This is a genomic window from Burkholderia sp. HI2500, from assembly GCF_002223055.1.
Classification (GTDB): domain Bacteria; phylum Pseudomonadota; class Gammaproteobacteria; order Burkholderiales; family Burkholderiaceae; genus Burkholderia.
The window spans coordinates 1672440-1685266 of sequence record NZ_NKFL01000004.1; the positions used below are offsets into that span (position 1 = coordinate 1672440).

The 12827-nt window shown below is 66.4% G+C and carries 12 protein-coding genes; all 12 read right to left on the reverse strand.

What is annotated here, in order from left to right:
- Positions 1-12 precede the first annotated feature (12 nt).
- Positions 13-1161, reverse strand: a complete 1149-nt coding sequence (locus tag CFB45_RS10450; RefSeq protein ID WP_011352253.1) for an ATP phosphoribosyltransferase regulatory subunit — start codon at positions 1159-1161, stop codon at positions 13-15.
- Positions 1162-1275: 114 nt separating this feature from the next.
- A complete protein-coding gene (locus CFB45_RS10455; protein WP_011352254.1) occupies positions 1276-1467 on the reverse strand; it encodes a DUF2065 domain-containing protein in 192 nt (63 codons plus the stop codon).
- 36 nt (positions 1468-1503) lie between these two features.
- A complete protein-coding gene (hflC, locus tag CFB45_RS10460; RefSeq protein WP_089425555.1) occupies positions 1504-2403 on the reverse strand; it encodes a protease modulator HflC in 900 nt (299 codons plus the stop codon).
- Between the two features lie 14 nt (positions 2404-2417).
- On the reverse strand, positions 2418-3758 hold the full coding sequence (hflK, locus tag CFB45_RS10465; RefSeq protein ID WP_089425556.1) for an FtsH protease activity modulator HflK: 1341 nt from the start codon (positions 3756-3758) through the stop codon (positions 2418-2420).
- Positions 3759-3805: 47 nt separating this feature from the next.
- The gene (gene hflX, locus CFB45_RS10470) at positions 3806-4981 is read right to left on the reverse strand and encodes a GTPase HflX (RefSeq protein ID WP_174946413.1); all 1176 of its coding nucleotides are present in this window, start codon (positions 4979-4981) and stop codon (positions 3806-3808) included.
- A gap of 72 nt (positions 4982-5053) precedes the next feature.
- A complete protein-coding gene (gene hfq / locus CFB45_RS10475; protein ID WP_006399927.1) occupies positions 5054-5293 on the reverse strand; it encodes an RNA chaperone Hfq in 240 nt (79 codons plus the stop codon).
- Positions 5294-5447: 154 nt separating this feature from the next.
- The gene (gene der, locus CFB45_RS10480) at positions 5448-6785 is read right to left on the reverse strand and encodes a ribosome biogenesis GTPase Der (RefSeq protein WP_046545849.1); all 1338 of its coding nucleotides are present in this window, start codon (positions 6783-6785) and stop codon (positions 5448-5450) included.
- A gap of 247 nt (positions 6786-7032) precedes the next feature.
- Positions 7033-8178 (reverse strand): outer membrane protein assembly factor BamB, encoded by a 1146-nt coding sequence (gene bamB / locus CFB45_RS10490; protein WP_089425558.1) that lies wholly within the window; start codon positions 8176-8178, stop codon positions 7033-7035.
- 41 nt (positions 8179-8219) lie between these two features.
- Positions 8220-8849 (reverse strand): tetratricopeptide repeat protein, encoded by a 630-nt coding sequence (locus CFB45_RS10495; RefSeq protein WP_039360256.1) that lies wholly within the window; start codon positions 8847-8849, stop codon positions 8220-8222.
- A gap of 55 nt (positions 8850-8904) precedes the next feature.
- Positions 8905-10245, reverse strand: coding sequence for a histidine--tRNA ligase (hisS, locus tag CFB45_RS10500; protein WP_039360260.1), 1341 nt, complete (start codon positions 10243-10245; stop codon positions 8905-8907).
- A 16-nt stretch (positions 10246-10261) separates the two neighbouring features.
- Positions 10262-11566: a flavodoxin-dependent (E)-4-hydroxy-3-methylbut-2-enyl-diphosphate synthase gene (gene ispG / locus CFB45_RS10505; RefSeq protein WP_089425933.1), complete on the reverse strand. Its 1305-nt coding sequence runs from the start codon at positions 11564-11566 to the stop codon at positions 10262-10264.
- A gap of 112 nt (positions 11567-11678) precedes the next feature.
- Entirely contained in the window at positions 11679-12716 is a 1038-nt protein-coding gene (locus CFB45_RS10510) for a helix-turn-helix domain-containing protein (RefSeq protein WP_089425559.1), read from the reverse strand.
- Positions 12717-12827 lie beyond the last annotated feature (111 nt).

A 12827-nucleotide genomic window follows, 5' to 3' on the forward strand; every position in this document is an offset into this window, starting at 1 on the left:
GCGAACGCCTGTTTATCGGGGTTCGACCACCCATGCGCCGTTGCGCTCGACGAGCGAACGGTCGCACGCGAACTCGTCGAGCACATGATCGTGGCCCGGCAGCGCCTGGATCACGACCTCACCCGCATCGCGCAGCGCCGCGACGGCCGCGCTCAGCGCGTCGTCCTGCGCCCACGGCGCGAGAATCGCGGTGCCGCGCGCCTCGACCGGCGAAATCCGCGCGAGCTCACGCAGGTCGAGCGAGAAGCCCGTAGCAGGACGGGCGCGGCCGTACGCCTGGCCGACGTGGTCGTAGCGGCCGCCCCGCGCGATCGCGTTCGGCACGCCGTCGATGTAGGCGCTGAACATCGCACCGCTGTGATATGCATAGCCGCGCAGGTCGCCGAGATCGATCGCCACTTCGGCACCTTTCGCCTGTGCCGCGAGCTGCGCCAGATCGTCGAGCGCCCGCGTGATTTCGGGCAGCACCGGCAAGCGTGTGCGCGCCTCGGCGAGCACGCTTGCGTCGCCATAGAGATGCGGCAGCGCGCGCAGCGCGGCGCGCGTATCGGCGCCGAGATCGTCGGTGAGCTCGTTCAGCAGCGGCACGTCCTTGCCCGACAGCGCGTCGTACAGCGACTCGCCGCGCTCGGCGGCCTGCGCATCGCGCGCCAGCAGCGCCGCGAGCACGCCCGCGTGGCCGAGGTCGAGACGAATGCGCGACAGGCCCGCGAGATGCAGCGCGTCGAGCATCAGCTGCTGGATCTCGAGGTCGGCTTCCAGCCCGGCATGCCCGTAAATTTCGGCGCCGATCTGGATCTGCTCGCGCGTCGCGTGCAGGCCGCGCGGACGCGTATGCATCACGTGGCCCGCATAGCAGAGGCGCGTCACGCCCTGGCGGTTCAACAGGTGCGCGTCGATCCGCGCGACCTGCGGCGTGATGTCCGCACGCAGGCCGAGGGTGCGACCCGACAGCTGGTCAACCAGCTTGAAGGTGCGCAGGCGCAGGTCTGCACCGCCGCTCGTCAGCAGCGATTCGAGATACTCGAGCAGCGGCGGCATCACCATTTCGTAGCCATACGAACGGAAGCGGTCGAGCAGCCTGCGGCGCAGCTCCTCGATCTTGCGCGCTTCCGACGGCAGTACGTCGGCGATATTCTCGGGAAGTAACCAGGTCGACATCGGTACGGTCCTACGACGGGAAACAGCGCGCGACACGCGCGCCGCGATATGAATCGGAAATTCTGAATTCGGGCGGGACGAACGGCGGATAAGCCGTCCGGATCAAGTCTGCGGTCAGGTCGCGAGCAGCAGCAGTATGAGCCCGAGCACCATCACGATCAGCCCGCCGATCCGGATATGATGCGGCGGCCGCTCAGCTATTCTACGAAACGTGTCGCGCCAGGCGACGGGAAACACGAAGGGGAACGCCCCCTCGATGATCAGCATCAGCGCTACTGCGAGCAACAACGAGCCAGCCAGGTCCATGCGAGCGACGGCGCCGCTCGACGCGGCGCCCCAAGGTCAGTGTTTGCGGGGAGCAGGCGCCGCCGGTGCGGCACCGCCCGTCGGGCTGCGCATGAAGCGGAAGAACTCGCTGTCGGGGTCGACGACGATGATGTCGTTGCGCTTGAACGTGTTCCGGTAAGCCTGCAGGCTCGCGTAGAACTGGTAGAACTGCGGATCGCGGCCGAACGCGTCGGCGGCAATCGTCGCGGCCTTCGCGTCGCCCTCGCCCTTGATCGTCTGCGCGGACTTGTACGCGTTCGCGAGCACGGCCTGCTGTTCGCGTTCGGCGTCCGCCTTGATCTGCTCGACGTCGGCCGCGCCTTGCGCACGCACCTGCGCCGCCTGATCGCGCAGCGCGCCGATCATCCGCTGATAGACGACATCGGTCTGCGCGGCCGGCAAGTCGACGCGCGTCAGCTGGACGTCGACCACGTCGACGCCGAAACCGGATGCCTTCGCCTTCACTTCGTCGCGGGCCGCATCGGCGATCGCACGCTGGCCGCCGAGCGCGTCGTCGAGCGCGCGCTTGCCGAACGCGTCACCGAGTGCGCTCTTCAGCGCGCCGGCGAGACGATCGCCGGCTGCCGACGGGTCACCGCCCGTCGTCGTGAAATACTTCATCGGATCGCTGATCCGGTACTTCACCGCGTAGGCGACGAGCAGGTCGCGCTTGTCTTCCGTTGCCAGTTGCAGCGGATCCGACGACTCGAGCGATTGCAGGCGCGTGTCGATCAGCGTGGCCGTCTGCAGCGGCGGCGGCAATTTGAAATGGATGCCAGGGCCCGCCAGTTCGGGCTGCGCGCCATCGCGCCCCGACAGCACGGCCGCATGGCGCGGATCGACGGTAAGGACGGTTGACGATGCCGCGAAGGCAACGATCACGATTGCGACGACGAGCGCAATGATTCGGTTCATGTTCTCGCTCCCCGTTACTTCAGATCGTCTTCGCGCGACCGGCTGCGAAACGCCTCGCGCGATCGCAGCACGTCGGTGCCCGACGCCGCCACGGCCGACGCCGCACTCGCGGGTGCCGCTGCAGCCGGCGCGGCAGCCGCCGGTGCCGACGCGGCGTCGGGTGCGGATGCGCCCGTGGACGTCGCGGCGTTTTGTCGCCCCTGCTCGACGAGCTTGTCGAGCGGCAGATACACGACGCTGTTGCCGCCCTTGTTGCCGACGAACACCTTCGTCGAATTCGAATAGATTTCCTGCATCGTCTCGAGATACATCCGCTCGCGGATCACCGCGGGCGCCTTCGAGTACTGCGCATAGACCTGCTTGAAGCGGTCGGCATCGCCTTCGGCTTCCGTGACCACGCGATCGGCATACGCCTTCGCTTCGTCGACGAGCTTCGCCGCATCGCCCTGCGCCTTCGGCAGCAGGTCGTTTGCATATGCTTGCGCGGCGCGCTTCGCGGCCTCGCGCTCATCACGCGCCTTCGCGACTTCACCGTACGCGGCCTGCGTCTGCTCGGGCGCCGCAACGCTCTGCATCGTGACGGCCGTCACCTCGAGCCCCGACTGGTAGCGATCGAGATCGCGCTGGATCGCGGCGGAGAGCTGCTCGCGCAGCGCGTCGCGGTCCTGGTTCAGCACGTCGGCCGCGCTGCGCGTGCCGACGATCGCACGTACCGCGGCCTGGGCGGCCTGCGAGACGCTGCGCTCGGGGTCGACACTGCGGAACAGGTAATCGGTCGCGGAACGAATGCGGTACTGGACGATGAAGCGCACGTCGACGATATCGGCGTCGCGCGTCAGCATCGCCGCTTCCTTCACGTTCGCGAGACGCACGACGTTGTTGCGGCCGATTTCGATCGAGCGGACCTGCGACGTATCGACGATCTCGTGCGACGCGAACGGATAAGGCGCACGCCAGTGCACGCCCTGGCCGACCGTGCCCGACAGCTTGCCGAGCTGGAGCACGACGCCCGTCTGCCCTTCCTGCACGACGAACAGCCCGCTGCCCGCGTAGACCGCGACCAGCACGCCGATCACGATGCCGACGCCGACGCGCGCGGCTCGCCCGTTGTCAGGACGGAAGCCGTTGCCGCCCTTGCCGCCGAACAGGCCGTTCAGCCGCCGGTTGAAGTTGCGCCACATCTCGTCGAGATCGGGCGGACCATCGCCGTCGCCGCCTTGCGGACGCTTCGATTCGTTCGGGCGGGGACGGGATCCGTCTTTGCCATTGCCTTCGCCGCGTCCCCAGCGGGGATCGTTGATCGACAGCAAGGCGCGCATCCGCCGCCAGGTACTCCGCTCGTTGTATTCGTTCACCAGAGTTTGTTCACCAGATTAGACGCCGACGAACCGGCCGGGACCGGTTAGCGCCCGTGTTCGGAAATCGTGTGGTCTTCGTGTGGTTCAGCGGGGGCGCCGTCGAGCGCGCCGTTGGGTAACGTCGCGCTGGAAAGGTGTTCCGCGGAGGCGATTTCGGCGATGGCGGCACGCAACGCGTCAAGACCCTGACCGGTGCGCGCGCTCAAAAAGACGCGCGAAATATTACCATACTCGTCCCGCTCGACCGCGTCGCCGCGGGCCGCCAGCTCAGGCACGGCGTCGATCTTGTTGAACACCAGCACCTGGCGGATCGTGTCCGCGCCGATCTCGTGCAGCACGCCATTGACCTGCTCGATCTGTTCAAGCCTGACCGCGCTCGACGCATCGACCACGTGCAGCAGCAGATCCGCGTGGATCGTTTCCTCGAGGGTCGCGCGGAATGCGGCGACCAGCTGGTGAGGCAACTCGCGGATGAATCCGACCGTATCCGACACGACGATCTGGCCGACCTCGTCGCCGAGGTACACGCGCCGCGACGTCGTATCGAGCGTGGCGAACAGCTGGTCGGCCGCGTAGGCCTGCGCTTTCGTCAGCGCATTGAACAGCGTCGACTTGCCCGCGTTCGTATAGCCGACGAGCGACACCGACATCGTGCCGCTGCGCGCGCGCTGGCGGCGTTGCGTGCTGTGTTGCCGGCGCAGCCGGTCGAGCCGCGACTTCAGCATCTTGATGCGTTCGCCGATCAGCCGGCGGTCGGTTTCGAGCTGGGTTTCACCGGGGCCGCGCAGGCCGATACCACCCTTCTGCCGTTCAAGGTGGGTCCATGCGCGAATGAGCCGCGTCGACAGGTACTGAAGCTGCGCGAGCTCGACCTGCAGCTTGCCTTCGTGGCTGCGGGCACGCTGGGCAAAGATGTCGAGGATGAGACTGGTGCGATCGACCACGCGCCTGTTAAGTGCCTGCTCCAGATTACGTTGCTGGGCCGGCGCCAATGCGTGGTTGAAGATGACGATTTCGACGTTGTGCGCGTCGCAGGCGAGCCGGAGTTCTTCGGCTTTGCCGCTGCCGATGAACATCTTGGCATCGGGACTGGAGCGACGACCCGTGAGGGTGACTGCGGGACGGGCCCCCGCGCTGGAGGCGAGAAGACTGAGTTCTTCGAGACTGGCTTCGAAATCGGTCTTGCCGAAATCGATGCCGACGAGCGCTGCGTTGATCAAATTTTCAGGTGTCAAGATAAGGCGGCTGGCATCGGTCGCTCGCGGCGACCGGATGCCGGCCGCTGCGATAGGTTAGGACGAGGCTTCCGCGTCCGGGTGGAAATTCACCGGGCGCGCCGGCACGACCGTCGAGATGGCGTGCTTGTACACCATCTGGGTCACCGTATTACGGAGCAACACGACGTACTGGTCGAACGATTCAATGTTCCCTTGAAGCTTGATGCCGTTGACGAGGTAGATCGAAACGGGAACGTGCTCTTTGCGCAGTGCGTTCAAAAACGGGTCTTGTAACAATTGCCCTTTGTTGCTCATGGCGTACTCCATCTTTTTTTGCAGGTTGATCTGGACTGGCGGCGAAGAAAAAGAGATCCGGCGCCAATCGCTACACTATAGCCGATTTTGCCTGGCCCGCCCGGGGCATAGGCCTTGCGGCCAACCCCTTGCGTGACGCGTGTAACAGACGTCTTCAGCTCTTGTCCGCGTACGGATTGTTCGACGAACGGAACTCTATGCGCAATGGAGTCCCTGTCAGCGAGAAAGTTTCGCGGAACCGGTTTTCCAGGTAACGCTTGTACGTTTCCGTCACGGCGTCGAGCGCGTTACCGTGGATGACGATGATCGGCGGATTCTGGCCGCCCTGGTGCGCGTAGCGCAGCTTCGGACGCACCGGGCCGCGACGGCGCGGCTGCTGGAATTCGACCGCCTCGATCAGCGCGCGCGTGAGCTTCGGCGTCGGCAGCTTCGCCATCGCCGCCGCGTACGCGTCGTCGACCGAGCGCATCAGCGTGCCGATGCCCGTCTTCTTCGTCGCCGAAATGAAGTGCGATTTCGCGAAGTCGAGGAATTTCAGCTTGCGGGTCAAATCCGCTTTCGCGCGATCGCGCGCATGCTCGTCGAGCCCGTCCCACTTGTTGACGCCGATCACGAGCGCGCGGCCCTGTTCGACGACGAAGCCGGCGATGTGTGCGTCCTGGTCGGAAATGTCCTGCTGCGCATCCAGCAGAAGAATGACCACGTTGGCGTCGGAGATCGACTGCAGCGTCTTCACGACCGAGAACTTCTCGATCGCCTCGAACACCTTGCCGCGGCGGCGCAGGCCGGCCGTGTCGATCAGCGTGTATTTCTTGCCGTTACGCTCGAAGTCGACGTAGATCGAATCGCGCGTCGTGCCCGGCATGTCGAACGCGATCACGCGATCCTCGCCGATCAGCGCGTTCACGAGCGTCGACTTGCCGACGTTCGGGCGGCCGACGATCGCGATCTTGATGCCGCGCGAAGGATCGTTCTCGTCCTCTTCCTCCGGACGATCCGCATAGGCGACATCCAGCGCCTCGTTGATCATGTCGGTGACGCCGTCACCGTGCGCAGCCGAGATCGCGCGCGGATCGCCGAGCCCGAGCTCGTAGAAGTCCGTCGCGACCGCCGTGTACTTCATCCCCTCGGCCTTGTTGACGACGAGGAAGATCGGCCGGCCGGTCTTGCGCAGGTAGTCGGCGATCGACTTGTCCTGCGGCGCGAGCCCGTTGCGGCCGTCGACGATGAACACGACGATGTCGGCTTCCTCGACGGCCTGCCGCGTCTGGCGTGCCATCTCGTGCAGGATGCCGTCCTTCGCGACGGGCTCGAAGCCGCCCGTGTCGACGACCAGGTACGGCCGCTCGCCGACGCGCCCTTCGCCGTAATGGCGATCGCGCGTCAGGCCCGGCAAGTCGGCGACCAGCGCATCGCGCGAGCGCGTGAGCCGGTTGAACAGCGTGGATTTCCCCACATTGGGGCGCCCAACGAGGGCAATGACCGGTTTCATCTGTGTTTTCTACGGTGAAGCGCAGCAGCGGGAGGCCCGCTGCTGCGGGCGGCTGCGCTGAATGAAAATATCACGAATTCGCGCCGCGCCGGATGCGCGCGCCTGGCGCGCGTTGCACGCCATCGTCTTTCGTCTCGAACTGCCTTTCAAATACCGAGCGGCCGGGAGCACCGGCCGCCTTCAAGTCACGCGGCCGCGGCGCACGGGACCAGCCCGTCGCGCCGCGGCCGCGCATGTTTCCTGCGCGTCAGCGCGGACGGAATCCGTACAGGCCGCCGTCCTTCGTCTGCACGACGAGCGTATTGCCCGCGAGGACCGGCGCCGCCGTAATCGCGCTGCCGTCGGTCTTCATCCGTGCGATGAAGCTGCCGTCTTCGCGCGACAGGAAGTGCACGAAGCCCTTGTAGTCGCCCAACACGACCGCATGCCCGAGCAGATACGGCACGCCGACGTCACGGCTCTTCAGCTTGTCGTTGCGCCACAGCTGGTTGCCCGACGCAGCGTCGTACGCGGTCACGACCGACCAGTCGTCGCCGCCGGCGACCACCGAATCGTCCTGCGCGAGGCCGCTACGGCTCGAGAACGCCTTTTCCCACAGCGGGCGGCCCGAGTTCGCATCGAAGCAGCCAAGCTGACCCTGGAACGTCACCGCGCAGGCTTCCGCGCCCACGAGCGTCGGCGGACCGCTGACGTCGTTGATGCGCTCGACCTCGGTCACGCCCTTCGGGAACGACACCGGCGTCTGCCAGAACGGCTCGCCCGTCTGCAGGTTGATCGCGACCAGCCCGCCGCCGGGGAAGCCCGCCAGCACCGCCGCGTCACCCGCGAACGTCATGCCGGCCGACACGCGCAGGTTCAGCGGCACCGCACGGTTGCGGTAGTTCCACTTCTGCTCGCCCGTCTGCGCATTGAACGCGATCACCTGGCCGTCGATCGTGCGGACGACCACGAGGCCGTTGCCGACGAGCGGCGGCGAGAAGATCTCGCCCTGCACTGTGGTCTTCCACAGTTGCTTGCCGTCCGGGCCGAGCACGAACACGCCGCCCTTCAGCGCGCCGACCGCGGTCAGGTTGCCATCGCTGCCGACACCGGCCGACAGGTCGGAGCCGACCTTCGCGCGCCAGAGCGTCTGGCCCGTCTTCGCGTCGATCTTCTCGACCGAACCGTTCTCGCCCGCTGCATAGACGGCGTCGCCCACGGCCACCGGCGAGAACAGGTAGCGCCCGCCCTTGCCGACGCTCGCCTTCCAGACCTGTTGCACGTCCATCACGGGCTTGAACTCGGTGAGCGGCGTCGGCACGCGGCGCGCGTCCTTCGACGACGAGCAGGCCGCCAGTGCGAGGACAGCCGCCGCGCAGGCAACGGGCACAGCGTAACGTTTCAGCAAATTCATCGGTTAGCGAAGCAGAGTTAAGAGGTTGAGGGGACCGGGGTTCAGCCGCCGAGCGCGTCCAGCTTGAACTGCACGAGCTGACGCGCAGACTGGTCGTCCTTCGACAGGCCGTCGAGCGCGAGCTTGTACGCCGCGCGCGCATCGTCGGTCTTGCCTTGCGCGGCAAGCAGATCGCCGCGGCGATCGGCCACGAGGCCCTTGAATGCATCGACCGGCGTACCCGACAGCAGCGCGAGGCCCGCATCGTACGCCTTCTCGTCGAGCAGCAGCGACGCGAGACGCAGCTTCGCGATCTGCTTGTACTCGTCATCCTTGGCGTGATCGACGGCCCATTGCAGCTGCGCCTTCGCACCGGCCGAGTCGCCGGCTGCGTACAGCGTCTTCGCAGCGGAAAGTGCAGTCATCTGCGCATACGGCGTGCTGCCGAACTTGTCTTCCATGTCGGCGGCCGCGCGAGCGATCGTCGCCTTGTCGTTCGCGGCGGCGGCCTTCTGGACCTGTTCGTACAGCCCGGACGCCTCGGCAGCCTGACGGCGCTGCCAGTAGTTCCAGCCGTTGAAACCGGCCGCGACGACGAGCGCCGCGAGCACGATCCACGTGGTGAGGTTACCCCAGCGGGCCCACCACGCCTTGACACTTTCAATCGATTCTTGTTCGTCGTGGTAACTCATCGGCGAGCGATTCCTTCCTGTTCAGGCTTTTCTTGTCGAGCGGATGCCAGCGCGATCAGTCGTCGCCGTCTTCGGCGGATGCAACCATCGCATTGATTAGGAATTCGGTCAAGCCTTCGACCGGTACGGTCTGCTGAACGTTCTTTTCCCCGTCTCCGCCCGCACCGCGCAGCGCTTTCACGCCCACCGTGCCGTTTGCGACCTCTTCTTCACCGAAGATCACCGCGAACGCGGCGCCGCTTGCGTCGGCCCGTTTCATCTGCGACTTGAAGCTCGCCGGCGCGCCGTCGGCGCTGCAGTGGAAGATCACGTCGAGGCCCGTGTCGCGCAGGCGCTCGGCCGCGATGAACGCCTGTTCACGCGCGGTCTCGCCCTGGTGCACGACGTACACGTCGACGCCTTCCTGCTCGGGTGCGAGATCCTCTTCCTTCAGCAGCTCGAGGATCCGCTCGATGCCCATCGCCCAGCCGCATGCGGCGGTCGGCTTGCCGCCGAGCTGCTCGATCAGCGGATCGTAGCGGCCGCCGGCTGCGACCGTGCCCTGCGCGCCGAGCTTGTCGGTGACCCACTCGAACACGGTCAGGTTGTAGTAGTCCAGGCCACGCACGAGACGCGGGTTGATCTTGAACGGAATGTTGTTCGCGAGCAGCAGGCGCTGCAGCCCTTCGAAGTGCGCGCGCGACTCGTCGCCGAGGAAGTCGATCAGCTTCGGCGCGTTCTGCGCGATTTCCTGCAGCGCGGGGTTCTTCGTGTCGAGCACGCGCAGCGGGTTCGTATACAGGCGGCGCTTCGCATCCTCGTCGAGCACGTCGGCGAACTGCTCGAGGTACTTGATCAGTTCGACGCGATGCGCGGCACGCTCTTCGGCAAGGCCGAGCGAATTGATCTCGAGCTTGATGCCGGTCAGGCCGAGGTCGTCCCACAGGCGCTGGCACATCATGATGATTTCGGCGTCCGCATCAGGGCCCGCGAAGCCGAGCGCCTCGACGCCGACCTGGTGGAACTGACGATAGCGGCCGCGCTGCGGACGCTCGTGACGGAACATCGGGCCGATGTACCACAGGCGCTTCGGGCCGTCGTACAGCATGTTGTGCTCGATCGACGCGCGCACGACGGCCGCGGTATTTTCCGGGCGCATCGTCAGGTTCTCGCCGTTCAGCGCGTCGGTGAAGCTGTACATCTCTTTTTCGACGATGTCGGTGACCTCACCGATGCCGCGCGTGAAGAGCTGCGTGTGCTCGACGATCGGCGTGCGGATGTTCTGGTAACCGTAGGCGCGCAGCAGCGATTTCACCGTGGCTTCGAAGAACTCCCAAAGGCCGGCATCCTGCGGAAGGATGTCGTTCATGCCCTTGACGCCGGTGAGCTTCTCGATCTTGCGTTTTTGTTCAGTCATCGTGTGTGTGGACGAATTAGTTCGTGGCCTCAGCGCGGCCGTAGTTGCGTTCGACGTAGTCGCTGACGATCTGCTGGAATTCCTCGGCGATCCGCTCGCCGCGCAGCGTCTTGACCTTCTCGCCGTCGATGAAGACCGGCGCGGCCGGGTTCTCGCCCGAGCCCGGCAGGCTGATGCCGATGTTCGCGTGCTTCGATTCGCCCGGGCCGTTGACGATGCAGCCCATCACCGCGACGTTCATTTTCTCGACGCCCGGATACGCCTTGCGCCAGACCGGCATCTGTTCGCGCAGGTAGGTCTGGATCTGCATCGCGAGTTCCTGGAACAGCGTGCTCGTCGTACGGCCGCAGCCCGGGCACGCGATGACCATCGGCGCGAACGAGCGCAGGCCCATCGTCTGCAGGATTTCCTGGCCGACGATCACTTCGCCCGTGCGCGACGCGCCCGGTTCCGGCGTCAGCGAGATACGGATCGTGTCGCCGATCCCTTCCTGCAGCAGCACGCCGAGTGCAGCCGTCGACGCGACGATGCCCTTCGAGCCCATGCCGGCCTCGGTCAGCCCGAGGTGCAGCGCAAAGCCGCAGCGGCGGCTGAGTTCGCGATACACGGCGATCAGGTCCTGCACGCCGCTGACCTTGCACGACAGAATGATGCGGTTGCGGCCGAGGCCCAGCTCGACCGCACGCTCCGCCGAGCCGATCGCCGACTGGATCAGCGCCTCGTACATCACGCTCTGCGCATCCCACGGCTGCGAACGCGCACCGTTCTCGTCCATCATGCGCGCGAGCAGGTCCTGGTCGAGACTGCCCCAGTTCACGCCGATCCGCACCGGCTTGTCGTACTTGGCCGCTGCCTCGATCATCTGCGCGAACTGCGTATCGCGCTTCGCACCCTGGCCGACGTTGCCCGGGTTGATCCGGTACTTCGACAGCGACTCGGCGCAGCCCGGGTAGTCACGCAGCAGCAGGTGGCCGTTGTAGTGGAAATCGCCGACGAGCGGCACGGTCACGCCCATGCGGTCGAGCTGCTCGCGGATCGCCGGCACGGCGGCCGCGGCCTCGGGCGTGTTGACCGTGATGCGCACCAGTTCGGAACCCGCGTTCGCGAGTTCCTTGATCTGGATTGCCGTGCCGATCGCGTCGGCCGTGTCGGTATTCGTCATCGACTGCACGCGCACCGGCGCGTCGCCGCCGATCGTCACGAGCTGCCCGCCCCAGCGGACATCCACCGCATGCGATACGCGGCGCGGCTGGTGCCCGCCGAACACCGGCTCGGTTGAACAAATCTGACTGCTGCGTGGGGATTGAGCTTCGGATTGCATCGATAGATCCATTTACGCGGAATGCGCCGCGACGCGGCGCATGAATTGAAAAAGCGCCGTGCCCTCGCGGCCTGCCGATATCGACGACAGGCCTTCGCCACGGCGCTTGACGTCAGGGCAACGTGAACCGCGCCACATTACCCCGCGCTGCCGAATATTTTGCCGGATCGACAGGTTTTCCGTCGAACGCGATCGCGTCGAGGCCCGCCTTGTTGCCGATCGTGACCTTGAACGGACCGTCGCCGGCGACCTGCTTCGCCTCGCCGCCGTGCACCAGCCCGGAGAACAGCTCCTTGCCGCTCTTGTCGCGCACGCTGAACCAGCTGTCCTGCTTGACCTTCAGTTCGATCATCGACTGGCCGGCCGCCACCGCGACGCTCGCCGGCTGGGCCGGCGCGGCGGTGCTTGCCGCCGACGTTGCCACGACGGGCTGCGATGCGGCTGCCGTCACGACCGGCGCCACGGGCGCAGGCGCCGGAGCAGGCGCCGGAGCAGCCGACGCAACTGCCGGCGCCGGGGCTGCAGACGCAGCAGCCGGGGCCGGAACCTCATTCGCGACTGCCGCAGACGCACCGCTCGAAACCGCCCCTTCGACGGATGACGACGATGCCGCCGGCGCGCTCGCGGCCGACGCATGCTCCGCATCGCCGCTCTTGAAGCGCGCGAGCAGGCTCGACGAATCGCCGCCAGTGTGCCACATCAGTACGGCAACCACCGCGACGACGACGATCCCCGTGCCCCAGAGCCACGGGTGATGCCGCGACGACCCGCCCAGCGGAATCGACACGCGACCGCGCGGCAGATCCGTGCCCGACGACGCGGGCATCGACAGGTCGACTTCCGGCACCCCGCGCTCACGGCGCAACGCCTGCGCGAACGGTTCCGGATCGACGCCGAGCATCTTCGCGTAGCTGCGCACGACACCGAGCGCGAACGTCACGCCGGGCAAATGGCTGATGTCACCGGCCTCGAGCGCCCGCAGCTTCTGCGGTGCGACCTTGAGTCGCGCCGACACGTCGTCGACGGTCCAACCCCGCGTCTCCCGAAGCTGCGCCAGTCGGCTGCCGACTGCCGCAAGCGATTCCAACCCTGCCGGTGCCGGCTTCGCGCCATTCGTCTCTGCGCCGTTAGACGGCTGCGGCTCACTCATCCTTGTCCTCGCGTCGATTCTTCTTCACTGGCGGCCGCCGCCGGTTCCCGCCGGCCGGCACCCGCAACTGTCCATACCATGCGCGACGCCGAGGCGCCGCGACCGATCGCT